The organism is Kitasatospora sp. NPDC001539, from assembly GCF_040298565.1.
GTDB lineage: Bacteria > Actinomycetota > Actinomycetes > Streptomycetales > Streptomycetaceae > Kitasatospora.
Map to the genome: position 1 here is coordinate 1 of NZ_JBEPAK010000044.1, position 24,671 is coordinate 24,671.

General features: G+C 73.9%; 24 protein-coding genes. 17 read left to right on the plus strand and 7 right to left on the minus strand.

Going from position 1 to position 24,671, the window contains the following annotated elements:
• Window positions 1-29 precede the first annotated feature (29 nt).
• Both ABT247_RS10245 and ABT247_RS10250 read right to left on the minus strand, forming a co-directional pair.
• The gene (locus ABT247_RS10245; protein ID WP_350740902.1) at window positions 30-701 is read right to left on the minus strand and encodes a potassium channel family protein; all 672 of its coding nucleotides are present in this window, start codon (window positions 699-701) and stop codon (window positions 30-32) included.
• On the minus strand, window positions 701-1,369 hold the full coding sequence (locus tag ABT247_RS10250; protein WP_350740904.1) for a potassium channel family protein: 669 nt from the start codon (window positions 1,367-1,369) through the stop codon (window positions 701-703). Before ABT247_RS10250 ends, ABT247_RS10245 begins: the two co-directional genes overlap by 1 nt.
• A 247-nt stretch (window positions 1,370-1,616) precedes the next feature.
• On the opposite strand from ABT247_RS10250, the gene ABT247_RS10255 reads away from it, so the two are divergent.
• A complete protein-coding gene (locus ABT247_RS10255) occupies window positions 1,617-3,692 on the plus strand; it encodes an APC family permease (RefSeq protein WP_350740906.1) in 2,076 nt (691 codons plus the stop codon).
• A 377-nt stretch (window positions 3,693-4,069) separates the two neighbouring features.
• On the plus strand, window positions 4,070-5,419 hold the full coding sequence (locus tag ABT247_RS10260) for a class I SAM-dependent RNA methyltransferase (RefSeq protein ID WP_350740958.1): 1,350 nt from the start codon (window positions 4,070-4,072) through the stop codon (window positions 5,417-5,419).
• A gap of 66 nt (window positions 5,420-5,485) precedes the next feature.
• On the opposite strand, the gene ABT247_RS10265 is transcribed toward ABT247_RS10260, so the two are convergent.
• Complete coding sequence (locus ABT247_RS10265) at window positions 5,486-5,680, minus strand: hypothetical protein (RefSeq protein ID WP_350740908.1); 195 nt, start codon at window positions 5,678-5,680, stop codon at window positions 5,486-5,488.
• Window positions 5,681-6,106: 426 nt separating this feature from the next.
• Between ABT247_RS10265 and ABT247_RS10270 the strand changes: the two genes are divergently transcribed.
• Window positions 6,107-6,343, plus strand: coding sequence for a toxin-antitoxin system HicB family antitoxin (locus ABT247_RS10270; protein ID WP_350740910.1), 237 nt, complete (start codon window positions 6,107-6,109; stop codon window positions 6,341-6,343).
• On the plus strand, window positions 6,340-6,768 hold the full coding sequence (locus ABT247_RS10275) for a fic family toxin-antitoxin system, toxin component (RefSeq protein ID WP_350740912.1): 429 nt from the start codon (window positions 6,340-6,342) through the stop codon (window positions 6,766-6,768). The genes ABT247_RS10270 and ABT247_RS10275 overlap by 4 nt, the downstream gene beginning before the upstream one ends.
• Before the next feature lie 274 nt (window positions 6,769-7,042).
• Here the strand turns inward: ABT247_RS10275 and ABT247_RS10280 are convergent, their stop codons facing one another.
• Complete coding sequence (locus ABT247_RS10280; protein WP_502892424.1) at window positions 7,043-7,891, minus strand: GNAT family N-acetyltransferase; 849 nt, start codon at window positions 7,889-7,891, stop codon at window positions 7,043-7,045.
• Between the two features lie 193 nt (window positions 7,892-8,084).
• Between ABT247_RS10280 and ABT247_RS10285 the strand changes: the two genes are divergently transcribed.
• The 6 genes from ABT247_RS10285 to ABT247_RS10310 all read left to right on the plus strand — a co-directional run bounded on the left by ABT247_RS10285 (window position 8,085) and on the right by ABT247_RS10310 (window position 13,809).
• On the plus strand, window positions 8,085-8,978 hold the full coding sequence (locus ABT247_RS10285; RefSeq protein ID WP_350740916.1) for an ATP-grasp domain-containing protein: 894 nt from the start codon (window positions 8,085-8,087) through the stop codon (window positions 8,976-8,978).
• A 209-nt stretch (window positions 8,979-9,187) separates the two neighbouring features.
• Window positions 9,188-9,889, plus strand: coding sequence for an ATP-grasp domain-containing protein (locus ABT247_RS10290; protein WP_350740918.1), 702 nt, complete (start codon window positions 9,188-9,190; stop codon window positions 9,887-9,889).
• Between the two features lie 51 nt (window positions 9,890-9,940).
• A complete protein-coding gene (locus ABT247_RS10295; RefSeq protein ID WP_350740920.1) occupies window positions 9,941-10,936 on the plus strand; it encodes a putative RNA methyltransferase in 996 nt (331 codons plus the stop codon).
• A 91-nt stretch (window positions 10,937-11,027) separates the two neighbouring features.
• Window positions 11,028-12,440: an AAA family ATPase gene (locus ABT247_RS10300; RefSeq protein WP_350740922.1), complete on the plus strand. Its 1,413-nt coding sequence runs from the start codon at window positions 11,028-11,030 to the stop codon at window positions 12,438-12,440.
• A 119-nt stretch (window positions 12,441-12,559) separates the two neighbouring features.
• Window positions 12,560-13,009 (plus strand): nucleotide pyrophosphohydrolase, encoded by a 450-nt coding sequence (locus ABT247_RS10305; RefSeq protein ID WP_350740961.1) that lies wholly within the window; start codon window positions 12,560-12,562, stop codon window positions 13,007-13,009.
• A 170-nt stretch (window positions 13,010-13,179) separates the two neighbouring features.
• The gene (locus tag ABT247_RS10310) at window positions 13,180-13,809 is read left to right on the plus strand and encodes a DUF6099 family protein (RefSeq protein WP_350740924.1); all 630 of its coding nucleotides are present in this window, start codon (window positions 13,180-13,182) and stop codon (window positions 13,807-13,809) included.
• Here the strand turns inward: ABT247_RS10310 and ABT247_RS10315 are convergent.
• Entirely contained in the window at window positions 13,755-13,997 is a 243-nt protein-coding gene (locus ABT247_RS10315; RefSeq protein WP_350740926.1) for a hypothetical protein, read from the minus strand. The two genes, ABT247_RS10310 and ABT247_RS10315, sit on opposite strands and share 55 nt — an antisense overlap.
• Before the next feature lie 515 nt (window positions 13,998-14,512).
• On the opposite strand from ABT247_RS10315, the gene helR reads away from it, so the two are divergent.
• Window positions 14,513-16,678, plus strand: coding sequence for an RNA polymerase recycling motor ATPase HelR (gene helR / locus ABT247_RS10320; protein ID WP_350740928.1), 2,166 nt, complete (start codon window positions 14,513-14,515; stop codon window positions 16,676-16,678).
• A 299-nt stretch (window positions 16,679-16,977) separates the two neighbouring features.
• Here helR and ABT247_RS10325 read toward each other — a convergent pair whose 3' ends face one another.
• Complete coding sequence (locus ABT247_RS10325) at window positions 16,978-17,979, minus strand: helix-turn-helix domain-containing protein (protein ID WP_350740930.1); 1,002 nt, start codon at window positions 17,977-17,979, stop codon at window positions 16,978-16,980.
• Between the two features lie 162 nt (window positions 17,980-18,141).
• Between ABT247_RS10325 and ABT247_RS10330 the strand changes: the two genes are divergently transcribed.
• From ABT247_RS10330 to ABT247_RS10355, 6 genes are all read left to right on the plus strand, one after another.
• Complete coding sequence (locus tag ABT247_RS10330; protein ID WP_350740932.1) at window positions 18,142-18,498, plus strand: hypothetical protein; 357 nt, start codon at window positions 18,142-18,144, stop codon at window positions 18,496-18,498.
• Between the two features lie 146 nt (window positions 18,499-18,644).
• Window positions 18,645-18,905: a hypothetical protein gene (locus tag ABT247_RS10335; RefSeq protein WP_350740934.1), complete on the plus strand. Its 261-nt coding sequence runs from the start codon at window positions 18,645-18,647 to the stop codon at window positions 18,903-18,905.
• A gap of 196 nt (window positions 18,906-19,101) precedes the next feature.
• Window positions 19,102-21,216, plus strand: coding sequence for a hypothetical protein (locus ABT247_RS10340; RefSeq protein ID WP_350740936.1), 2,115 nt, complete (start codon window positions 19,102-19,104; stop codon window positions 21,214-21,216).
• Between the two features lie 122 nt (window positions 21,217-21,338).
• A complete protein-coding gene (locus ABT247_RS10345; protein WP_350740938.1) occupies window positions 21,339-22,769 on the plus strand; it encodes a transglycosylase family protein in 1,431 nt (476 codons plus the stop codon).
• 110 nt (window positions 22,770-22,879) lie between these two features.
• On the plus strand, window positions 22,880-23,056 hold the full coding sequence (locus ABT247_RS10350) for a hypothetical protein (protein ID WP_350740940.1): 177 nt from the start codon (window positions 22,880-22,882) through the stop codon (window positions 23,054-23,056).
• A 42-nt stretch (window positions 23,057-23,098) separates the two neighbouring features.
• Window positions 23,099-23,398: a DUF6087 family protein gene (locus ABT247_RS10355; RefSeq protein ID WP_350740942.1), complete on the plus strand. Its 300-nt coding sequence runs from the start codon at window positions 23,099-23,101 to the stop codon at window positions 23,396-23,398.
• Window positions 23,399-23,552: 154 nt separating this feature from the next.
• On the opposite strand, the gene dapD is transcribed toward ABT247_RS10355, so the two are convergent.
• Window positions 23,553-24,557, minus strand: coding sequence for a 2,3,4,5-tetrahydropyridine-2,6-dicarboxylate N-succinyltransferase (gene dapD / locus ABT247_RS10360; RefSeq protein WP_350740944.1), 1,005 nt, complete (start codon window positions 24,555-24,557; stop codon window positions 23,553-23,555).
• Window positions 24,558-24,671: the final 114 nt, after the last annotated feature.

Consider the following 24,671-nt stretch of genomic DNA (forward strand, 5'->3'; position numbering starts at 1 on the left):
GCGGGCCCTCCGCCGTGTCCCGGCGTCCGCTACTGGGCGCCGGAGGTGGCCGAGAGCAGCTGCTCCAGCTCCTCCTCGCGCTCCTGCGCGGCGACGAAGAGCAGCTCGTCGCCGCCCTCCAGGGTGTCGTCCTTGCTCGGCACCAGCACCCGGCCCTCGCGGATGATCGTCACCAGGGCGGTGTCCGGCGGCCAGATCACGTCGCCGACCCGGGTGCCGACCAGCTCGGTGTCGGCGGCGAGGGTCAGCTCGACCAGGTTGGCGTTGCCCTGGCTGAAGCGCATCAGCCGGACCAGGTCGCCGACGCTGACCGCCTCCTCGACCAGGGCCGACATCAGGCGGGGGGTGGAGACGGCGACGTCCACGCCCCACGACTCGTTGAAGAGCCACTCGTTCTTGGGGTTGTTCACCCGGGCGACCACCCGTGGCACCGCGTACTCGGTCTTGGCGAGCAGCGAGACGACCAGGTTGACCTTGTCGTCCCCGGTCGCGGCGATCACCACGTGGCAGCGCTGCAGGGCGGCCTCGTCCAGCGAGGTGATCTCGCAGGCGTCGGCCAGCAGCCACTCCGCCATCGGCACCCGCTCCACCGAGATGGAGTTCGGGTTCTTGTCTATCAGCAGGACCTCGTGGCCGTTCTCCAGCAGCTCGCCCGCGATCGAGCGGCCCACGGCACCGGCCCCGGCAATGGCGACCCGCATCAGTGACCCTCCTCCTTCGGACCCTGCGCGAACGCGGCCTCGACGGCCGTCAGGTCCGCCCGGCGCACCATCACGTGCACCAGGTCGCCCTCCTGCACCACCATCTGCGGCGAGGGCAGCACGCCCTCGCCGAGCCGGGTGACGAACGCCACCCGGGCGCCGGAGGTCTCCTCCAGCCGGCCGATCCGCTGGCCGACCCAGTCCGGGTGGTACGCGACCTCGGCCAGTTGCACGCTGCCGCTCGGGTCCTGCCACAGCGGCTCGGCACCGCTCGGCAGCAGCCGGCGCAGCATCTGGTCAGCGGTCCAGCGGACCGTCGCCACGGTGGGGATGCCCAGGCGCTGGTACACCTCGGCGCGGCGGGGGTCGTAGATCCGGGCCGCGACGTTCTCGACGCCGAAGGTCTCCCGGGCCACGCGGGCGGCGATGATGTTGGAGTTGTCGCCGCTGGAGACGGCGGCGAAGGCGCCGGCCTCCTCGATGCCCGCCTCGCGCAGGGTGTCCTGGTCGAAACCGACCCCGGTCACCCGGCGCCCCTTGAATCCGGCGCCCAGCCGGCGGAAGGCCGTCGGGTCCTGGTCGACGACGGCGACCGAGTGGCCCTGTTTCTCCAGCGCTCTGGCGAGGGCCGAGCCCACGCGGCCGCAGCCCATGATGACGATGTGCACCGGCGCTACCTCACCCGTCCCGTAGGGCTCTTGACCTGCGCAAACACCGTTCATCTCCCTTTCCCGCCCGGGTCGCCGGGACGAGCTTGCTCGTGGGGGCGTCGGCTGGACACTGCTCGACAATGCGAGTGTTGCCCGTCGACTCGTATCCGACACGCTAGCCGGTCCACAGAACGCAGTCGCGACGAAGGGGGGGACAAACGGCAGAGGCCCGTCCGGGAAGCCCCTACGATTCCTTAACGTGCCTATGCCGAAAGACCTTCCGAAACGCATCCTGATCGGGCGCGCGCTCCGCAGCGACAAGCTCGGGGAAACGCTTCTCCCCAAGCGGATCGCGCTGCCCGTCTTCGCCTCGGACGCGCTCTCCTCGGTCGCGTACGCCCCCGAGGAGATCCTGCTCACCCTGTCCGTCGCGGGGGCGTCGGCGATCCACTTCTCCTGGCTGATCGGCCTCGTCGTGGCGGTCGTGATGCTCGCCGTGGTCGCCTCGTACCGGCAGAACGTGCACGCGTACCCGAGCGGGGGCGGCGACTACGAGGTCGCGACCGTCAACCACGGGCCGGCCGCCGGCCTGGTGGTCGCGGCCGCCCTCATGGTCGACTACGTGCTGACCGTGGCCGTGTCCACCACCTCGGGCGTCGCCAACGTCGTCTCCGCCGTCCCGGCGCTGCGCGGACACGAGATGATCGTGTCGATCATCGTCGTCGTGCTCCTGATGGGCATGAACCTGCGCGGTGTGCGCGAGTCCGGCAGCGCCTTCGCTGTCCCCACCTACGCCTTCATGATCGGCGTGGTCGGGATGGTCGGCTACGGCGTGCTCCGGCACTTCGCCCTCGGCCAGGACATGCCCGCCGAGAGCTCCGGCTTCCACCTCGCCGCCACCCCGGGCAACGACTCGCTGGCCGGGTTCGCGATGGTGTTCCTGCTGCTGAAGTCCTTCTCGTCCGGCTGCGCCGCGCTCACCGGGGTCGAGGCGATCTCCAACGGCGTGCCGGCCTTCCGCAAGCCGAAGAGCAAGAACGCGGCCACCACCCTGCTGATGATGGCGTCCATCGCCGTGGTGATGTTCATGGGCATCATCTGGCTGGCCCGGCTGACCGGCGTGCAGATGGCCGAGAACCCGGCCGAACAGCTCGTCGGAGCCTCGCCCGACTACCACCAGAAGACCGCGCTGGCCCAGATCAGCGAGGCCGTGTTCAGCAACTTCACGCCCGGCTTCTACTTCGTCGCCGCCGTCACCGGCCTGATCCTGGTGCTGGCCGCCAACACCGCCTTCAACGGCTTCCCGGTGCTCGGCTCGATCCTCGCCCAGGACCGCTACCTGCCGCGCCAGCTGCACACCCGCGGTGACCGGCTGGCCTTCTCCAACGGCATCATCCTGCTGGCGATCGCCGCGATCCTGCTGATCATCGCGTTCGACGCGGACCCGAACCGGCTGATCCAGCTCTACATCGTGGGCGTCTTCGTCTCCTTCAACATGAGCCAGTCCGGCATGATCCGGCACTGGACCCGCCTGCTGCGCACCGAGACCGACCCCGCCAAGCGCCGGCACATGCAGCGCAGCCGGGCGATCAACGGCTTCGGCCTGGTGATGACCATGGCGGTGCTGATCGTCGTGCTGGTCACCAAGATCGGCCACGCCTGGATCGCGATCGCCGCGATGGTCGTGCTGTTCGTGATGATGAAGGGGATCCGCCGCCACTACGACCGGGTCTCCGAGGAGCTCACCGCCTCCGTCGAGGCGGACGACGTGGTGCCGCCCACCCGGGTCCACGCGATCGTGCTGGTCTCCAAGCTGCACAAGCCGGCGCTGCGGGCCCTCGCCTACGCCAGGCTGGCCCACGCCCACACCCTGGAGGCGGTCAGCGTCAACGTCGACCCGGCGGACACGGCGGCGCTGCGGCAGGAGTGGGACGAGCGCGGCATCGAGGTGCCGCTCAAGGTGCTGGACTCCCCGTACCGCGAGATCACCGGGCCGGTCCTGGACTACGTGAAGAACCTGCGGCGCAGCAGCCCGCGCGACGTGGTCGCGGTCTACATCCCCGAGTACGTGGTCGGCCACTGGTACGAGCACCTGCTGCACAACCAGAGCGCGCTGCGGCTCAAGGGGCGGCTGCTGTTCAAGCCCGGGGTGATGGTGACCTCGGTGCCCTGGCAGCTGGAATCGTCGGAGCGGCGCAAGGCGCAGAAGGCCTGGTCGCCGCCGGGGGCCGTCCGCCGAGGCGATCCCCGGGCGCCGAAGGCCGTAAAGTCGAAGGATTCCGACCGCACCGGTGCGACCGCCGGTAGCACCTCCGACCGCAGCAAGGAATCCTCCCAGTGACCCGCAACACTCCGCCCCGCTCCTCGGGCTCCTCCGGCGCCTCCGGCAAGGGCGGCGCCCGTCGGGGCGGCTCCCAGCCCGGGCAGGTCTCCCGGCCGCGCTGGGGCCGGCCGAACCGTCCGGAGGCCACCGACCGGGACGGCCTCACGGCACGCACCGCGCCGGTCGTGCCGGGGGAGTCCCGCCCGGACGCCCCGGCCGGGCGGCCCGCCCGTGCCGAGAAGGGCGCTCGTGCCGAGAAGGGTGCCCGTGCGGAGAAGCCCGCCCGCGCCGAGCGGGGGGCCGGGGCCGGGAAGGGCGCCCGCGCCGACGTGAGCGGCGGTGCCGGGGCGGGCCGGAAGGCGCCGCGCAAGGACGCGGTGCGGCCGCCGAAGGCGCTGCGCACGGCCGCTGCGCGGACGCCGCGCCAGGAGAAGCCGTCCGGGGATCCGCTGGTCGGGCAGCGCTACGAGGTCGAGGTCGGCCCGGTCGCGCACGGCGGCGGGCACTGCGTGGCCCGGCACGAGGGGCGGGTGCTGTTCGTCCGGCACACGCTGCCCGGCGAGAAGGTCGTCGCGCTGGTGACCGAGGGCACCACCACCTCGCGGTTCCTGCGGGCCGACGCGGTGGAGGTGCTGGAGCCCGCCAAGGAGCGGATCGAGGCGCCCTGCCCGTTCGCCGGGCCGGGCAAGTGCGGCGGCTGTGACTGGCAGCACGTGACCCCGGGCGGCCAGCGCAAGCTCAAGGCGGCGGTGCTGACCGAGCAGCTGGCGAAGCTGGCCGGACTCACCCCGGCCGAGGCGGGCTGGGACGGCAGCGTCGAGCCGGTCGGCGGCAAGCTGCCGGCCGGACAGGTGCCCGCCTGGCGCACCCGGGTCCAGTACGCCGTGGACGCGGAGACCGGCAAGGTCGGCCTGCGCAAGCACCGCTCCCACGAGGTGCAGCCGGTGGACCGCTGCCTGATCGCCGCGGAGGGCGTCAGCGAGCTGGGCATCGAGTCCCGCGACTGGCCCGGCGTCGCCACCGTGGAGGCGGTCGCCGCGACCGGCTCCTCGGACCGCCAGATCGTGCTGACCCCGCGTCCCGGAGCCCAGCTGCCGCTGGTCGAGCTGGACAAGCCGGTGTCGATCGCCCGGATCGACGACCAGGGCGACGTCCACCGGGTGCACGGGCGCACCTTCGTGCGCGAGCGGGCCGCCGGGCGCACCTGGCGGGTCAGCAACGGCGGCTTCTGGCAGATCCACCCGGAGGCGCCGGAGACGCTGGTCGACGCGGTGCTGGACGGGCTGGACCCGCAGTGGGGCGAGAACGCGCTCGACCTGTACTGCGGCGTCGGCCTGTTCGCGGGCGCGCTGGCCGACCGGGTCGGCGAGGACGGCGCGGTGCTCGGCATCGAGTCCGCCAAGCAGGCCGTGGCCGACGCCCGGCACAACCTGGCCGCGCTGGACAACGTGCGGATCGAGTGCGACCGGGTCGAGACGCTGCTGCCGCGCACCGGCATCACCGCCACCGACCTGATCGTCCTCGACCCGCCCCGCTCGGGCGCCGGCCGGGAGACGGTCGCGCACCTGGTGGGCCTGGAGGCGCGCCGGATCGCGTACGTGGCCTGCGACCCGGCGGCGCTCGCCCGGGACCTCGGGTTCTTCCGCGAAGGCGGCTACCGGCCGGTGTCGCTGCGGGCCTTCGACCTGTTCCCGATGACCCACCACTTCGAGTGCGTGGCGATCCTGGAGCCCGTCGGGGAGTGACCCCGACACCGAGGAGGCGGCACCCGTACCGGACGGGGGCCGCCTCCTCGGCGTTCCGGCGTGCGGTCAGCCGTTCTGCTCCTCCTCGTCGGCGCTGTGCGGAAGGTCGATGCCGTGCTGGGCGGCGAGCCGCAGGAGCGCGGCGATCCGGCCCTCGTACGCCTGGACGCCGTCGGCGTCCCCTTCGGCCCGGGCCGCCGCGAGGTCCCGCCGGGCCTGGGCGAGCTGCTCGCGCAGCTCCTGGTCGAACATGGCTGTCATTGCCGGCCTCCACACCGGTCGGTGCCGCTCGGGGAACGCTCAGGAGAGTTCAGAGTCCCGGATGGTGGGGGACTCTTCAAGTCTCGCTCGCCCTGGTGGGGTGGGGTCGTGGCGGGGCGGGTATGGGAGCTGAGGTCGTGCCCGGTGGGGCCGGCGGGGCTTGCGGGTGGTTCGAGGGGTTTCGGGACGGGTCGGGGCGGCGCGGGTGGTTCCGCGGTGGTTCCGGCAGCTCCGGCGGCTCCGGTGGTTCTGGCGGTCCTGGTCCTGGCGGTTCTGTGGCGGCCCGGGTGGCGGTCCGGACGGCGCTTCGGATGACGGCCCGGCTGACGGGAGGTGGCGCGGGGGCGTGCGGCAGGTGTGCGGGCGGTGTGCGGCGGAGGGTGTGCGCCCTTGTTGTGCTAGCACTTCGGCGCTAGCTTGAAGGGCATGGGCAAGAAGCAGCTGAACGTCCGGGTGGACGCCACGACCGCGGAGATGGCCCGGGAACGGGCGGAACAACAGGGGATCAGCATGAACCAGTACATCGAGCGCCTGGTCCAGCAGGACATGGGTGAGTCGGGGCGGGCCTTCGTCGACGCGGCCGCCCAGTTCATGAAGGAGTACGAGACGGCGTTCCTCGCCGAGTTCGGGGAGCCGGGCGAGTTCCAGGACGTGCGCCGTTGAACCTGGAGGTCGACCTCTCGTGGCTGCTCATGACCGCCGAGCAGTACACGCCCGGTGACCCGCAGGTCACCGACTACGGATCACTGCTCGCAGCCGTCACCCGGCACCAGGCCGAGATCTTCGACATCGCCGTCTACCCCGAACCGCAGGACCGCGCCGCCGCCCTGATGCACCAGCTGATACGGGTGCCGGCCCTGGAGAAGACCAACGAGCTCTACGCGACCGCCGTCGCCTACGCCTACCTCGTCGCCAGCGGCTGCACCGTCGCCACCACCGCCCGCGAGGTGCGAAGCCTCGCCAGGGCCATCCGGGAAGGGCGGCTCGGCGTGTCCGGGGTCGCGGAGCGGCTCGCGGCCTGGGTGGTGGACGAGGCCGAGGGGGAGGGCGTCAGCGGGGCGGACGACGAGGACGAGGACGACGACTGACCGGCCGGCGCGGGCCGTCCGGCTGCTGTTGTGCCGTAAGGCCGTCCTGCCGTCCTGCCGTACCGCCGTTCTGCTGTACCGCCGTTCTGCTGTACCGCCGTTCTGCTGTACGGCCGTTCTGCGGTTCTGCCGTACCGCCGTTCTGCTGTACGGCCCGGGCGTCGGGCTCGCAGACCGGGCCGCCGTGCGCTGCGGGCCCGGCCGCGCGACCGCCCGGCCGTACGACCGGCAGGTCCGCCACGGCCGCCCGCCCGCGGTCCTCGGCGCCCGCCGGTCACCGCTCCGCGATGAGGGCGGTGGCGAACGGGCGGAAGCCGGCCCGGCGGTAGATCCGGGCCACGTCCTCGTCCGAGGCGGACAGGAACACCGTCCGCACCCCGTTGGCGCGCGCGTGCGCCACCAGCGCCGCCGTGACCGCGAGGCCCAGACCGCGACGACGCGCGGACGGGAGCGTCCCCACCCCGACCACCTCGGTCACCCGGCCCACCGGATTGTGCTGACCCGCGCACAGCACCTCCGTGCCGTCCACGGCGGCGGCCTGCACGGTGACACCGTCGGTGATCCGCTGCGCGATCCGCGCGACACCGCCGTCCGCCGTCAACGCGGCGATGCTCTCCGCCAGTTCGGCCGCTCCGGCCTCGCCGGCGGCGGTGCCGGGGTTGCCGAAGGCCACGTGCGGGACGGCCACCGCCGCCGCCAGCTCCGGCGCGTCCGCACCCAGCACCCGTACCTCCACCCGCTCGGGCAGCTCGGGCGCCGGCGGCTCCGCCTCCGGGCCGAGCACCAGCAGCGGATGCTCGTGCACCGTCAGCCCGGCCGCCTCCACGGCCGCCCGCAGCTCCGGGTTCCGCTCGGCGACCCACTCGAAGGCCTCCGGCGCGCCCAACTCCCGCTGCCGCTCCAGCACCTTGCGGACGTCCTCGGCGGTGGCGGCCGGACCGTCGTGGTCCAGCGTCGGCCGGGCGTAGTACGACCAACCGGCGTCGCCCCTGCGGACGAACAGGGTCAGCGGTCCGAAGTCCTCGGCGTCCGCGGCGCTGCGCGGAGCCGCGTCGTAGTAGCGCTCGATCTCTTCGAGCAGGGCATGGTCGTCGGCATGATCGGCTGAGGTCACGGCGTGCATCCAACCAGGGGGCACCCTCACCGTGCCATCGCTTTTCCGCACGGCGCGCGGCCGTGGCCGCGGATTGTTGCCGAACGCTTATCGGCTCGCGGTGATCTTGTGCGTATGTACCGGGCAAGCTGAACCCTTCACAGGTCGGCCGAGGGGGACGGCGGACCGACGTACTCGGCGAGGCAAGGGGGAAGACAGGCCCATGAGGCTCTGCTTTCTGGTGGAGGAGCACTACCGGCGGGACGGCATGCCGCTGGACGTGGCACGTCAACTCGCCGCGTGGGGGCACCGGGTGGACGTGCTGCGCCCCGGCGACTCGCTGATGGTGATCTCCGAGGCGGTGCGGGCGGGCAGCCACGACGCCTGGGTGCTCAAGACCGTCTCCGGCGGGCCCGGGCTCACCCTGCTGGAAGCGGCCGCCGCCGTGGGCCTGACCACCGTCAACGACGTGCGCTCGATCCGCGGCGTCCGGGACAAGGCCCTCGCCTCGGTCATCGCCCGCACGCGTGGCCTGCCCGCCCCGGTCACCTACGCGGCCGCCCGCTGGGAGCGGCTCGCCGAGATCCCCGCGGCCGAGTACCCGCTGGTCGTCAAGCCCGCCGACGGCAGCTCGGGGCGGGGCGTCCGCCTGGTCGCCGGCCCCGACGACCTGCCCGCCCTCGGACCCGAACTCGCGGCCGAGGGGCTGCTGATCGCGCAGCCGTACGTACCCAACTCCGGCACGGACCTCAAGGTCTACTGCGTCGACGGCGAGTTCTTCGCGACGGAGCGGTCGTCCCCGCTGCACCCCGGCCAGGCCGTGCGCGAGCGGCAGGTGCCGCTGCCGGCGAGCGTGGCGCGGATCGCCGCCCAGGTCGGCGAGGTCTTCGGGCTGGACCTGTACGGGATCGACGTCCTGCTCGGCCCGGACGGGCCGGTGGTGGTGGACGTCAACGACTTCCCCAGCTTCCGGCAGGTCCCGGACGCGGTGGCCCGGGTCGCCCGGGCGGTGCTGCGGCTCGCACGGAGCGGGACGGCCGTGTCGGCGCCCGCGCTGGTGCCGGTGGGCGGCGCCCCGTATGGCCGGCTCGACCTGGTGGACGGTGAGCTGAGGTGAGGGTCGGACTGATCGCGCGGGACGCAGGGCACCCGGTGCTCGCGGCCGCCGCCGAGGTGCTGGTACGGCGCGGGTGCGCGGTGGAGGTCATCCCCCCTGACGGCGTCGCTCCTTCCGCTTCCGAGGTGGGAGCCGGGGCGCCGTCCGGGGCGGGAGCCGGGGTGCCCTCTGGGGCGGGAGCCGGAGTGCCGTCCGGGGCGGGAGCCGGGGTGCCGTCCGGGGCGGGAGAGCTCGCCGACGTCTACCTGCTCAAGGCCCGCACACCGCAAGCCATCGCCCTGGCGAGGGAGTTGGAAGGGCTGGGCGCCGTCGTCATCAACTCTGCGGCGGCGACGGAACTCTGCCAGGACCGGGTGCGCATGGCGGAACTCGCCCGGGGCGCCGGACTGCCGTTCGCGGCGACCACCCCGGCCGGACGGCTCGGCGAACTCACCGGCCCGGAGCACCCGTTCGTGGTCAAGAGCCGGCACAGCCGACGGCACGACCTGGTCGCCAAGGTCGACAGCGCGATGCGGCTGCGCGAACTCGCCGGGCGTTGGCCCGACGAGGAGGTCGTCATCCAGCCGTATCTGCCCGGCAACGGCTGGGATCAGAAGCTGTGGGTCATCGACGGCCGGCTCTTCGCTGCCCGGCGGCGCTCCGAACTCTCCCCCGCGAGCGACGAACCGGGCTTGGCCGGTGCATGGGAGCCGCCCGCCGAGGTGGCCGCGCTCGCCCTGCGGGTGGGGGAGGTGTTCGGGCTCGACGTGTACGGGGTCGACCTGCTCGACGGAGCCGCGGAACCGGTCATCGTGGACGTCAACGCGTTCCCCGGGGTGCGCGGGCGCCCGGGCGCCCCGGAGACGCTCGCCACCCTGGCGCTGCGGGCGGCCGCGGAGCGCGAACGGGTGCCGGCCGCCCGGGGTCGTTAGGCTGGCTGGCGCCCCGGACGGCCGGGGCGAACGGCGAGAGAAGACGGAACGTTGCTGCAGGACATCGAGCCCTACCTGGCCTGCCCCCACTGCGCGCAGGCCCTCACCCGGCACGAGCGCAGCCTGCGCTGCCCCGCCGGGCACAGCTTCGACCTCGCCAAACAGGGATACGTCAGCCTGCTCGCCGGCGACGCCCACACCGGCACCGGCGACACCGCCGAGATGGTCGCCGCGCGCGCCGACTTCCTCACCGCCGGCCACTACCGGCCGATCGCCGACGCCCTCGCCGCGGCCGCCACCGCACTCGCCTCCCCCACCCCTGCCGGGGCCACGCCCGCCGAGGCCACCGCCCCCGCCGAGGCCACCGCCCCCGCCGAGGCGGCCCGGGCGCTCCCGGAGGCGGCCCGGGCGGAGGCCGGCCCCGCCGGGCAGGACGCCCCGGCCCTCGAGCAGGCCGACCCGTCCCGCGCCGCCGGAGGGCTGGTCGTCGACCTCGGCGCCGGCACCGGCCACTACCTGGCCCACGTCCTCGACGCCCTGCCCGGCCGGGTCGGCGCCGCCCTCGACATCTCCAAGTACGCGCTGCGCCGCGCCGCCAAGGTCCATCCCAGGATCGGGGCCGTCGTCTGCGACGCCTGGCGCCCCCTGCCCCTGCGGGACGCCTCCACCGACCTCGTCCTCAACGTCTTCGCCCCGCGCAACGGCCCCGAGATCCGCCGGGTCCTGCGCCCCGGCGGCACCCTGCTGCTGGTCGCGCCCACCGGCCGCCACCTGCGCGAACTCGTGGCCGCGCTCGGACTGCTGTCCGTGGACGAGGAGAAGCAGCGCCGGATCGACGAGAAGCTCGGCCCCCATCTGACGCCGGTGGAGCAGCGCGAGGTCGAATTCACCCTCCGGCTCGCGCCGCAGGACGTCCGCACCGTCGTGGGCATGGGCCCCAGCGCCTGGCACACCGACCCGGCGTGGCTCGCCGCCGCCCTCGCGGCCCTGCCGGACCCGGTCGAGGTGACCGCCTCGGTCACGGTGGCCGCGTACCGGCGGCCGTAGGTCATCGGGCCGGAGGATTGGCCGCACGTTGGGATGAATTTTGCTGAGCAGGCACGTTTCTCCCGATCGGACTGCGGCTAACGTCCCACGGGTGAACCGCGACGCCGCCGCCCCTGCCGGGCCGGCCCCCCTGCGCCCGGACGCCCCGGTGCCCGACCGGCCGCCCGTGCCACGCCCCACCGTCGAAGAGCTCCGGCTCACCGCCTTCAAGTCGTACCGGCGAGCCGTCCTGCCCCTCGCGCCGCTCACCGTGCTGCACGGCCCGGCCGGAGTCGGCAAGTCCAACGCCCTCGACGCGCTGGCCGTCCTGTCCCGGCTCGCCCTCGGCGAGGAGATCACCGACTCCCTGAACGGGCTCGCCGACCGCACCGGCCCGCTCGCCGCGCCCGTGCGCGGCGGCCTCGACGGATGCGTGCCGCACGGGCGCGACGCCGTCATCCTGGGCTGCACCGTCCGCTCACCGCGCGGCCGGATCCGGCTCGACCTGGTGATCCGCACCGACGGCCCGGTGCGGATCGCCCGGGAGTCGATCAGCCTCGACGGCCGGACGCTGGTCGACACCGGCGAACAGGACGTGCGCAACCGGCGCGTCAACGTCTGCTGGCACAACGACACCCGGCAGGGCGACATCCGCGCGCCCCTGCCCAGCAGCACCATGATCACCGCGCAGCTTCCGCTACGGGTGGCCGGCTCCTCCACCGGCGAACGACTGGTCCTCAGCGCCGTCGAGGACCTCCTCACCGCACTGCGCGAAGTCTTCCCGCTGCACCCCGTACCGGCCCTCATGCGCGGCTGGGCCACGGCCGACCCCCAGGCCCGGCTGCGCAGCAACGCCGCCAACATCTCCGCCGTGGTCCACCGGCTCAGCAACGAGTGCCCCCGCCGGTACGGCCAACTGCTGCGGGCCGTCCAGGCGGCCGCGCCGCACCCCCTGCTCGGCCTCACCTTCGCGGAGCGCGAGAGCGGCGCGGCCCGGCGGGTGCTCACCGTCTTCGACGAGGGTGTGCTCGGGCGCACCGGCGCCGACCAGGCCTCCGACGGCATGCTGCGCCACCTCGCCTTCGCGGCGGTGCTGCTCACCGGAGCCGGGGTGCTCGACCTCGACGTGGCCGCCGAGGTGCCCTGGGCGCACCGGCAGCTCACCGTCCTCGCCGAGGACCTCGGGTGCGGGCTCGCGACCGAGCAGGCCGCCTCGCTGCTGCGGCTAGCGCGCGACATGGCGGGGCGCAACCAGCTGCGGGTGGTGGCCGCGTTGCAGGAGCCGACGGCGGCGCGCGAGGCGTTCGGGCCGGGCGCGGACCTCTCGGGGGCGGTCGCGCTGGTGGAGTGCCGGCGTGATCCGGGGTCGGGGCTCACGGTGCTGCGGCCGGAGACGGCGCGGGTGCCGGTGCAGGGCGGGCGCGGGGACGGCGAGGCGGCTGGGGGCGGGGACGGGACAGGGGGCGCCGACGGAGGTGCCACCGGGGCGGTGGTGGACGCGGATGCGGTAGACCTGGGGGCGTGAACGAGCGAGCGAAGGGGCCGGCGGAGCCGGGCGAGGCCCGGGTGTCCGGGGAAGCCGGGGTGCCCGAGGAGCCCGGGGTGTCCGGGGACGGGGTGCCCGAGGAGGCTGTGAACGCCGGGATGGCGACCGGGGCGCGGGAGGCCGGGGCGTCGCCTGCGGCCGGGCAGGGCGGGGAGTCGCCCGGGGCCGGGAGGGGCGGGCTGTCGCCTGGGGCCGGGCAGCTGACCTTGGAAGGCCTGCGCCTCCGGCTGGTGGAGTTCGCGGCGGCCCGGCGGTGGGAGCCGTACCACACGCCGAAGAACCTGGCGGCGGCGCTGAGCGTGGAGGCGGGGGAGCTGCTGGAGATCTTCCAGTGGCTCACGCCCGAGCAGGCGGCCGCGGTGATGTCCGACCCGGAACGGGCCCACCGGGTGCGCGACGAGGTGGCGGACGTGCTCGCGTACCTGGTGCAGTTCTGCACGACGGTCGGGGTGGACCCGCTGGAGGCGCTCGCGGCCAAGATCGACCGCAACGAACACCGCTTCCCGGCCCCGGGAGTGGCGGCCGACGTCAATCACGACGAGGCCTGATCACTCCTCTGAGGGACGAAAGTTATCCACAACCCCCCGGTTTTCCACAGCTTCCAAATAGCCGGATGCAGCCTCCCCCCACTTCCCCGCACGCTCTCCCCGTGACCACCCGACCGCCCCGCCGGCGGCTGGGAGCAGACGGAGACAGCGAGCGGAAGGAAGTGGCAACCATGGAGGCGCTGCGACTGATCAGGACGGCCCGGCACGCCCTCGTCGAGGCCCGACACGTGTCCGACGTCCTGGCCGAAGCGCGGCAGGCCGCGCTGCTCATCGAGGCGGTGGGCGCCAGGCTGGCGGAGTCGGAGGACGATGAGCTGACCGGGCCCGGTCAGCAGCTCTCCGAGGCGGGGGCGCACGCCGCGGTCTGCCTCGACCGGTCCATCGCCAAGGGCGCGCTGGTGAGCGGCGCGCGGGCCGCCCGGCTCACCGAACTCGGCGATCCCGCTGCGACCCTGGGTGCACTGGAGGAGCTGCTGCGGGAGGTCGGGGAGACGCTGGTGGTGCTGGCGTGCGGGGCCGAGACCGAAAGCCTCTACTGGACGTGCATCGACGGCGTGGACGCGGTGTCGGAGTGCAAGGACGTGGCCGCACGACTGCGCGAGGCGGTGGGCGGCGGTGCGGGACGGGAGCCCACGGCACTCGGCGGGGCGGAGCCTGAACGGGCCGTCGGGGCCCCGCCGTTACTGGTGGTCCGGCTCGGCCCGCCGGGTGGCGGCGAGCCGACGGCGCAGGAGCGGGCGCCGGACTACCGGGCGCCCGGGGTGGCCGGAGCCTCGGAGGTGTCCGTGCCGGCGGGGTAGTCGGCGGTCGACTCGGCGTTCCGAGTACCGGTGCCGGACTGCAACTCGGCGAGGTCCGCGGTCACCGAGGCGAGCAGCGCCTGCATCTGCTCCAGCAGGGTCTTGGGAGTCGCGGGCCCGGCCGAGGCGCCGAAGGCCGAGCCCGTCGGGCTACTCGGGAGCTGCGGCGTGGCGGAGGGTTCGGACATGGCGGGACCTCTTCGGATCGGCGGTGGGGTGTGCCGCAGCGACCAACGAACCGTTCCGGCGCGCGGTCACCGCCTACCACCCGATGCGGTCCAACTGCGGGGCCCAGTAAGCCTCTCGGGTGAGCCCGGGTTGCCGCCGCGCCGCAGCCTCGGCTAGGGCCGCCCGGCCGACCGGATGCGCGATCGCGGCGGCTGCGGCGGCTGCGGCGACGGCGGCGAGCGCGAGGGCGGCGGCGGCGAGCGCGAGGGCGGCGGCGGCGAGCGCGAGGGCGACGACCGCGAGGCGTCGCGAACGTGTGGGTCCCGAACGTTCGGGTCCTGAACATGCAGCCCCGAACACGCGGGTTGCCAGTGCGAGGACCGGAAGGTATGCGGCGGACGCACGCGGGGCGGGCGGAGGGGGGAGGGGGGAGGGGGGGACCCCCTGCCACTTTCAACCTATAGCGCACGGGGGGCCTTGCGGCAAGGCCCCCCAGATGCCGCAGAATCGCTGGCCTCAGATCGGAGCTGATGCCATGAATCCCCTCCCCACCAGCGCTTTCGACCTGCCCGAGCGACTCTCCGGCAAGGCCGACCCGGCGCTGATCGCCGACGACGACCGGCACTTCGCGGAAATCGCGGCGACCCTGGAGCAGGCGATCGCCGAGCTGTCCGACCAGCTCGACGCAGCGCTCCGCGCCCCGGGCGGTGCGGGGCAGGCGGCGATGGACCGGGACATCGAGGTCCACCGGCTGGGCGGCCGGCTGCGTACCCTGCGCCGCTACGGCCTGGATCTGTGCCTCGGGCGCATCGTCGCCGCGGACGGCCAACCCCCGGTGTACGTCGGTCGGCTCGGGCTCACCGACGGCGACGGCCGCCGGTTGCTGGTCGATTGGCGCTCGCCCGCCGCCGAGCCGTTCTTCGCGGCCACCCACGCCGACCCGATGGGCCTGCTGAGCCGCCGCCGGTACCGCTGGACCCGTAGCCGGATCACCGACTACTGGGACGAGGTGTTCACCGCCGAGGGCTTGGCGGGGCACGCCGCTCTGGACGACCAGTCCGCCTTCATCGCCAGCCTGGGCGGCAACCGCTCGGCGCGGATGCGGGACGTGCTCGGCACCATCCAGGCCGACCAGGACGCCGTCATCCGGGCCGGCTCGCGCGGCGCCCTGGTGGTCGACGGCGGCCCCGGCACCGGCAAGACCGTCGTCGCCCTGCACCGCTCCGCCTACCTGCTGTACTCCGACCCCCGCCTCGGCCACCGGCGCGGCGGGGTGCTGTTCGTCGGCCCGCACCAGCCGTACCTGGCGTACGTCGCCGACGTCCTGCCCAGTCTCGGCGAGGAGGGCGTGCGGACCTGTACCGTGCGCGACCTCGTCCCGGAGGGCGCGGCCGCGGCGCCGGAGGCCGATCCGGAGGTGGCGCGGCTGAAGTCCTCCGTGGACATGGTGAAGGCGATCGAGAAGGCCGTCCGGTTCTACGAGGAGCCGCCGACCGAGGGGTTGGCGGTCACCACCCACTGGTCCGACCTCTGGCTGAGCGCCCAGGACTGGGCGGACGCCTTCGACGCCCCCGATCCGGGCACTCCGCACAACGAGGCGCGTGAGCAGATCTGGGACGAGCTGGTCGCGATCCTGATGGACAAGCTGGACCGGGACGAGAAGGAGGTCCCGCTCGAGCTGTTCCGGCGCTTGCTGCGGCAGGACCGGGAGCTGGTGGAGACCCTCCACCGCGCCTGGCCGCTGCTCGACGCGACCGACCTGGTCGGCGACCTCTGGTCGGTGCCCGCCTACCTGCGGATGTGTGCGCCGCACCTCACCCCGGAGGAGGTCCGCACGCTTCAGCGCAAGCACGCCCCGCAGGCCTGGACGATCTCCGACCTGCCGCTGCTGGACGCGGCCCGCCAGCGGCTCGGGGACCGCGAGGCCACCGTGCGCCGTAACCGCCACCGGGCCTCGGTGGCCGCCGAGCGGGCCCGGATGGCCGATGTGATCGGCGACCTGCTCCAGGCCGACGACGACGGCGAGGGCGCGGTGACCATGCTGCGCGGCCGGGACCTCCAGGACACCCTGGTCGACGAGGCCGCACTGCCCGGTGCCGAAGCGGAGCCGCTGGCCGGCCCGTTCGCGCACATCGTGGTGGACGAGGCCCAGGAACTCACCGACGCCGAGTGGCAGATGCTGCTGCTGCGCTGCCCGTCCCGGAGCTTCACCGTCGTCGGTGACCGCGCCCAGGCCAGGCACGGCTTCACCGAGTCCTGGCAGGAGCGGCTCGAACGGGTGGGGCTGGACCGCGTCACCATGGCCTCGCTGAGCATCAACTACCGCACCCCGGAAGAGGTCATGGCGGAGGCCGAGCCCGCCATCCGGGCGGCACTGCCGGACGCCAACGTGCCGACCTCGGTGCGCAGCAGCGGCATCCCGGTGCGGCACGGATCGGTGGCGGAGCTGGAGGCGGTGCTCGACGCCTGGCTCGCCGGGCACCCCGAAGGGATCGCCTGCGTCATCGGCGATCCGGGCTTCCGGGAGCGGCCGCGGGTCCGCTCGCTCACCCCGGAGCTGGCCAAGGGACTGGAGTTCGACCTGGTGGTCCTGGTCGACCCGGAGGCGTTCGGCGAGGGCGTCGCGGGAGCGGTCGACCGTTACGTGGCGATGACCAGGGCGACTCAGCGGCTCGTCATCCTGAGCAGCCGCGGGGCCTGAGCAGCCGCGGGGCCTGAGAAAGTGTCGGGTGAATGATCAACCACAGGCCATGATGCCCTGGCGGACAAGCGCGTGCGGGGCCGCAGGCGACACCGCTCGTGGACACCTGCGGGCTCGTGCTGCGGTTGGTCGTGCAGCCCCATCGAGACAAGAAGCAGCCCGCCGCCTCGCCGACGACCTCACGAGCGATCAGCGCCCCGACCGATCGCCCCGATCACCCCGATCGATCATCCCGACCGATCGCCCCGATCACCCCGACCGATCATCCCGACCGATCACCCCGATCACCCGGCACTTTCTCAGGCCTGGGCCGGCAGCCAGCCGTTCTGGACCGCCCGCACCCCGAACTCGAAGCGGCTGCGCGCCCCGAGCCGGTCCATCAGTTCCGTCGCCACCCGCCGCGCCGTGCGCGGTGACACCCCCAGCCGCTTCGCGATCGCATCGTCCGTCATCCCCTGGGCCAGCAGCCGCACCACGGTGGCCTCCTGCGCATTGAGGGTGCCGTCCTCCTTCGCCACGGCCGGCGCTCCGCCCAGCGGCTGCGCCTGCGCCCACACGTGCTCGAACAGGGCGCACAGCGCGACCAGGGTGCCGTGCCCGGTGAGCACTACGGCCCCGGCGCGGGTGTCCTCCCCGCTGACCGGGATCAGCGCGGCCCGCCGGTCGAAGATGATCATCCGGGTGGGCAGCTCCGGCACCGTGCGCACCTGCCCGCCCAGCTCCGCCAGCCACTCCACGTACGCCACCGTCGGCTGGCTGTTGCGCACGCTGTCCTGGTACACCGTCCGCATCCGCACGCCCCGGGCCAGCAGCGCCCGGTCGTGCGGGCGCGAGGCCTCGATGCTGGCCGGACTGTGTCCGCCGCCGGGGGCGAAGGTCATGATCTCCGTGGTCAACTCGCGGGCCAGGGAGGCGATCCGGTCCCTGATCTGGTCGAGTCCGACCAGTTGCTCCACCCCGGCGTGCGCGGTGGCCGGCTTCAGGTCCGCGTACTCCGCTATCAGCTGGGCCGCCGCTGCGCGTGAGGCCTCGATCCGCAGCTGCTGCGCCGCGAGTTCGGCCTGCTGCCGGGCCATCAGCAGCTCCATGCCCACCTCGGGCGGCACTGCCCGCAGCTCGCCCTCCCGCTCGTAGGAGACGCGCAGCAGGGCGAGTTCGCTCAGCAGGTCGAGGCTGCGGCGGATCTCGTCCTCGCTGTGTCCCAGCCGCTGGGCCAGTGCCCGCACCCCGTCGCCGGGATGTGCCAGCATCGCGCGGTAGACCGACTCCGAGACGGCGTCCAGCCCAAGCGCCGCAAGCATGCCCGTTCCCCCCGTGCGTAAAGCGTGAATCGCTGTGCACGCGATCATTCCACACGGTGTTCGACCGGACCAGAACGGCCGGTGGACGGTTCCGGACAGTGCCGGAACCGTCCGCGTTGGCCCCCTGTGCGGGGAAGCCACCGGTTCGGCAGAGTCCGTCCCATGTACCTGATCCACGCCGAACTCAGGGCCCCCGGCCCCGGCGCAGCCCTCGGTGCGGACCCCGCCCGGGCCCTGCTGGCCGCCGCCCTGCCCGCCGAGCGCATCGAGCACGTGGTCGTGCACGAGGACACCGGCCCCGGCGCCGTGCTTGGGGTCTACGTGATCGCCGGGCGGCTCACCGAGGCCGAATCCGCCGTCACGGTCTTCTGCCGCCGCGCGCTGCCGACCCTCCCGGCCTTCGCGGGGTGGACGGTCCTGCGCGTCGGGGCTCCGTTGGTCGCGCCGTTCTACGAGCGTCTGCTGTCCGGAAGCGGTCCGGCTGGACGGAATCGGCCACTGCCGTTTCCGTCCATCTGAGAGCCCTTCCACCCGCCCTGAGCTGCGACGAAAGTAGTACTCGTCAGCCGGGCGCACCGCCCGGAAGACACGGTGAGGCGTCAACCGCGGGACGCGAGACCGGTCGTACCACTCCTTCGTTCCAGCTCCCGAAAGGTTCCGCCACCATGCTGCGCACCTCCCTCGCCAAGGCCGCCGCGGTCACCGCTCTCGCCCTCACCGCCCTCCTCCCCCTCGCGGGCCAGGCGTCCGCCAACACCATCTGGGACGCCCCGACGGCCGCTGCTCCGGCGAACACGATCTGGGACGCCCCGACGGCCGCCGCTCCGGCGAACACGATCTGGGACGCCCCGACGGCCGCCGCCCCGGCGAACACCATCTGGGACGCCCCGACCGCCGCCACCCCGGCGAACACCATCTGGGACTGACGGCCCGGGCCCCGTAGGCCCGCCACGCGGCCCCGGACCGGCCCGCCGCACCCCGCGCCGCCCAGGCCGTCCGACCGCTGCTCCTGCAGGGCAGCCGTCCCCGCCGGGCGCGCGCCGCACAGACTTCCGCGCCGACCACCGGTGTCCGCGCGAGCACCACTCCCGAACTCTTCACGCCGTCAGGACTCACGCCGCCATGCCTTCGTCCACGTTGTCCAAGCTCACCCGCGTCGCCCTCGCCGCCTCCATCGCCGCCTCCGGCGCGATAGCCGCGACCGCCTTCACCACCACCGTCGCCAACGCGGCCACCACCTCCACCGTGGGCGGTCAGATCAGCCGGTCCGAGATCCTCTCCCGCGCCCAGTACTGGTTCAACCAGAACCCGGGCCTGACGTACTACCAGGGCGGCACGTTCCGGGACTCCAGCGGCCGCAGCTACCGCACGGACTGCTCCGGCTACGTCTCCATGGCCTGGCACCTGGGCTACAGCGCCAACACCCAGTCGCTCTGGGACAACGAGAGCTACGAGATCCCGCGCAGCGACCTGCGCCCCGGGGACATCCTCGACAGCTACTACAACCACGTCATCCTCTTCGAGAAGTGGGACGACGACGCCCACACCACCTTCTCCTACTACTCCTTCGGTTCCACCCCGGTGAAGCACCGCACCGGCGCCTCCATCAACGGCCCCCTCGACTCGCACCCGAACAGCGAGTACCACGCGCGCCGTTACAAGAACGTCGTCGAGGACGTCAACGTCTCCCCGTCCTCGCTGCCCGCCGGCACCCTGGTCAAGTCGCCGAACGGCCCGTCCGTGAAGGTCATCATCAACGGCGCGGGCGTGCCGGTGGCCGGCTCGGACGTCGCCGCCGACGGCTACGACCTCAACAGGATCGTGACGGTGGACGACGGCGCCTTCAACGCCCTGCCCACCGTGCCGCCGTCGGGCACCGTCGTGCACGACCAGGCCGGCGGCGCCGCCGCCCGGTACGTGGTGGTGGGCGGCGCCGCCCTGCCGATCTCCGGCAACGACTGGACCGCCGACGGCTACAACACCCGCGCCGACCTGGGCGTGCCCACCGCCTGGCTGCAGGGCGCCGTCGGCAGCACCCTGTCCACCGGACTCGTGGTGATGGACCAGTCCGGTGCCGATCCGGGCCGCTACGTCATGGTCAACGGCACCGCCCTGCACATCTCCGCCGACGAGTGGACCGCCGACGGCTACGACAAGCAGACCCTGATGGGCGTGCCCGGCGACTGGCTGAAGAACGCCGCCGCCGGCTCGCTGACCTCCGGCACCGTCGTGATGGACCAGTCCGGCAGCGACCCGTCCCGCTACGTGATGGTCAACGGCGCCGCCCTGCACATCTCCGCCGACGAGTGGACGGCCGACGGCTACAACCTCCGGCCCCTGATGGGCGTTCCCGGCCAGTGGCTGAACGCGGCCGCCGCCAAGGCCCCCGCCAACGGCACCGTCGTCATGGACGAGGCCGGCGGATCCGCCCGGTACGTCGTGGTGGGGGGCGCCGCCGCGCAGATCTCCGGCGCCGAGTGGACGGCCGACGGCTACGACAAGCAGCCCGTGCTGGGCGTGCCCGGCGCCTGGCTGGGCACCGCCGCCGCCAAGAGCCCCGCCGACGGCACCGTCCTGGCGGACGCGGCGGGCAGTGACCCGAGCCGGTACGTGGTGGTCGGCGGCGCCGCCGCCCACATCTCCGGCGCCGAGTGGACCGCCGACGGCTACAACGGCAAGCCGCTCGCCACGGCCCCCGGCGGCTGGCTCGGCGCCCTCACCAAGAAGAGCGTCGCCGACGGCACCCTGGTCAAGGGCCAGGCCGGCACCGACCCCAGCGTCTACGTCGTCGTCAACAACTCCGCTCTGCCCCTGACCGGCGCCGAGTTCACCACCTCCTACGCCAACCAGCCCGTCGTGGGCGCCCCGGAGGGGTGGGAGGCCGCCCTGGCCGCCCGCCCGCTCGCCAACGGCACCCTGGTCAAGAACGTCAACGGCACCGACCCGAACGTCTACGTCATGGCCGGCGGCATGGCCGTGCTCCTCAGCGGCGCCGACTACACCGGCTACGGCTACGACAAGCTCCCGCTGCGCGCCGTCCCCGGCACCTGGGAGCAGGCCGCCGCCGCCAAGGCCGCCCCGGCCGACGGCACCCTGATCCAGTCCTCCGACAGCGCCACCGTCTGGCAGGTGGTCGGCGGGAGCAAGAAGGCCGCCGCGGCCGGCAGCTACAACACCTCCGACGTCGTGAAGGTCCCCACCGCGCTGACGGCGAAGCTGCCCACCGTCACGGCCTGAGCCGCCGTGACCGCCTGAACCGCCCCGCCGCCACCCGGGCGGCCCGGCCGAGCCGCTCCGGCCGGGCCGCCCGGCCCTCCTCGACCACCGATCCGCGCCACGCCCCAGGGGGTTCCACCGCCATGACCGCCACTGCCCGCAGGAAGCCCGTACTCGCCGCCGCGACCGTCCTGCTCGGCCTCGCCGCCCCGCTCGTCCTCGGCGGCGGCCAGGCCTCGGCGGCCTCCGTGGCCAGCTGGGACCAGGTCGCCCAGTGCGAGAGCAGCGGCGACTGGAGCATCAACACCCACAACGGCTACTACGGCGGCCTCCAGTTCAGCCAGAGCACCTGGCTGGCCTACGGCGGTGCCCAGTACGCGCCCTACGCCAACCAGGCCACCAAGCAGCAGCAGATCCTGATCGGCGAGAAGGTCCTGGCCGGCCAGGGCCCGACCGCCTGGGCTGCCAAGTGCCGCGGCCCGCTTCTCAACGACCACGCCGACCCGTACCCGGCCGGCACGTCCTACCCCGACCCGGCCTCGCTGCCCACCGGCACCCTGGTCAAGTCGCCGGCCGGTCCGGACGTCAGGGTCCTGATCAACGGCGCGGGCGTGCCGGTGGCCGGCTCCGACGTCGCGCCCGACGGCTACGACCTCGGCAAGGTCGTCACCGTCGACGACGCCCGCTTCAACGCCCTGCCCACCACCCCGCCGCCGGGCACCGTGGTGCACGACCAGGCCGGCGGCGCCGCCCGCTACGTGGTGGTGGCCGGCGTCGCGCTGCGGATCTCCGCCGCGGACTGGACGGCTGCCGGCTACAACACCCGCGCCGACCTCGGGGTCCCCAGTGCCTGGCTGCAGGGCGCCGCCGGCGCCACCCTCCCGACCGGGCTCGTCGTCCACGACCAGGCCGGCGGCGCGGCCCGCTACGTCGTCGTCAACGGCGCCGCCCTGCCGATCTCCGCCGACGAGTGGACCGCCGACGGCTACAACACCCGCGCCGACATGGGCGTGCCGGGCGGCTGGCTGGCGGGCGCCGCGAACGCCACCCTGCCCACCGGCACCGTCGTCACCGGCCAGGGCGGCACCGACCCCGCGGTCTACGTCATGGTCAACGGCACCGCGCTGCACATCTCCGCCGACGAGTGGACCGCCGACGGCTACGACAAGCAGGCCCTGCTGGGCGTTCCCGAGGCCTGGCTGCGGGGGGCCGCCGCCAAGCCGCTGCGCAACGGGACGGTCGTCAAGGACGCCTCCGGCGCCAACGCCACCGTGTACGTGATGGCCGGAGGCATGGCCGTTCCGCTCACCGGCGCCGACTACACCGGCCTCGGCTACGACTCCCAGGCCTTGATGGGTGTGCCCGGCACCTGGCTCGGCGGCGCCGCCGCCAGGACCGCCCCCGCCGACGGCACCCTGCTGCTCTCGCCCGACAGCACCACCGTGTGGCGGGTCGTCGGCGGCGGCAAGCAGGCCCTGGCGGCCGCCGACTTCGACTCCGGCCGCTACAGCTTCGCCGACGTGGTGAAGGTGCCCGCCGCGCTGACCGCCAAGCTCCCCACCGTCACCGGCTGACTCTCCGCCGCTCGACGCTCCGCCTCGGCCCTCCACCGCTCGGCCGGTGACGCGTGCCCGGTACGGACCCCGTACCGGGCACGCGGTGTTCCGCCCGGCACCGTCCCGTGATGAGGCCCGGGGGAGGGGGAAACTCCCTGGGCTTCGTTCCCGTGTTCCTGGCCGGCCTGCTGGTCGAGCAGTACCGGACTGCCCGGGCCGCCCGGATCAGCTACGGCGGTTTCGCCCCGGAGTACGCGCTGACGACCTGCTGGACGGCGGAGCCGGTGTGTCCCCCGGTCGGGTGACGAGGGTGCCGATCAACGGGGCGAGAGGGCCAGACTGGGGCGATGGACGAGGACGAACCGCTGGCGGCGTGGGCCGCACGACGGGAGCAACGGCTGCGGCCGGTCGGGCAGTTGAGGGCCGTGCGGCTCGGGGGAGAGCAGCGCCGGGGCGCCCATGTGGAGCCCGCCGAGCCGCGACTGATCGTCCGCTGGGACGGTTACCAGTGGCTGGCCGAGACGGTGGCCGAGGACTACGCCGCCGCCCAGCGGATCCTGCACGGGATCGAGGGCGACGGGGTGCGCCGGCCGCTGTACCCGCAGCCCCGGCAGCGCAGGTCGCCGGGTCGCCACCGCCGGGCCTGACGGGCGGAAGCGCGGCGGCCACCGCACAGGCACGGCGGACCGGTCAGGCGCGGCCCCCATCGGACGGCGCGGGCGCGGCACCGCCCCGCACCCGCTGGCACGCGAAGGGGTCCGGCGCCCCCGGCGCCGGACCCCGAAGACCGCTGCCCGTGCGTCAGTTGTGGGCGTGCAGGTCGGCGTTCAGGCCGCCCCAGGAGCCGGAGCGGGCGATCACCTCGACCGCGCCGGTCTGTGAGTTGCGGCGGAACAGCAGGTTGTCCTGGCCGGACAGCTCGACCGCCTTGGCCACCGTGCCGTCCGGGGTGGTGACCCGGGTGCCGGCGGTGACGTACAGGCCGGCCTCGACGACGCAGTCGCTGCCGAGCGAGATGCCGATGCCCGCGTTGGCGCCGAGCAGGCAGCGCTCGCCGACCGAGACGACCTGCTTGCCGCCGCCGGACAGGGTGCCCATGATCGAGGCGCCGCCGCCGATGTCGCTGTGGTCGCCGACGACGACGCCCGCGCTGATCCGGCCCTCGACCATCGAGGTGCCGAGGGTGCCGGCGTTGAAGTTGACGAAGCCCTCGTGCATCACGGTGGTGCCGGACGCGAGGTGGGCGCCGAGCCGGACGCGGTCGGCGTGGGCGATGCGCACGCCGGTCGGGGCGACGTAGTCCGTCATCCGCGGGAACTTGTCGATCCCGTAGACGGCCAGCTGGCCGCCCTGGGCGCGGACGGCGAGGCGGGCCTGCTCGACCTTGTCGACGGGGACGGGGCCGATGCTGGTCCACGCGACGTTGGCGAGCAGTCCGAAGATGCCGTCCAGGTTCTGGCCGTGCGGCTTGACCAGGCGGTGGCTGAGCAGGTGCAGGCGCAGGTACACGTCGTGGGTGTCGAGCGGCTTCTCGTCGAGCGAGGCGATGGTGGTGCGCACGGCGACGACCTCGACGCCCCGGCGGGCGTCGGCGCGCAGGGCCTCGGCGGCACCGGCGCCGAGCTCGGCCTCGGCCTGCTCGGCGGTCAGCCGGACGGTGCCGGCGGGGCCGGCCTCGGCGGCCAGCGCGGGGGCCGGGTACCAGGTGTCGAGGACGGTGCCGTCGGCGGCGATGGTGGCCAGACCGGCGGCCACGGCGCCGTTCGCCGGGAAGGTGGATTCGAGCGGGGTGGATTCAGCAGTCACACCGTGCACGTTAACCAATGCGGGGCCCCGGTGCCGAACACGCCCACCGTCCGGACGCGGCGGACGGGCCGCGGGCGGGGGCCGGGCGGAACCGCCGGTCGGCCCGGCCCGGGC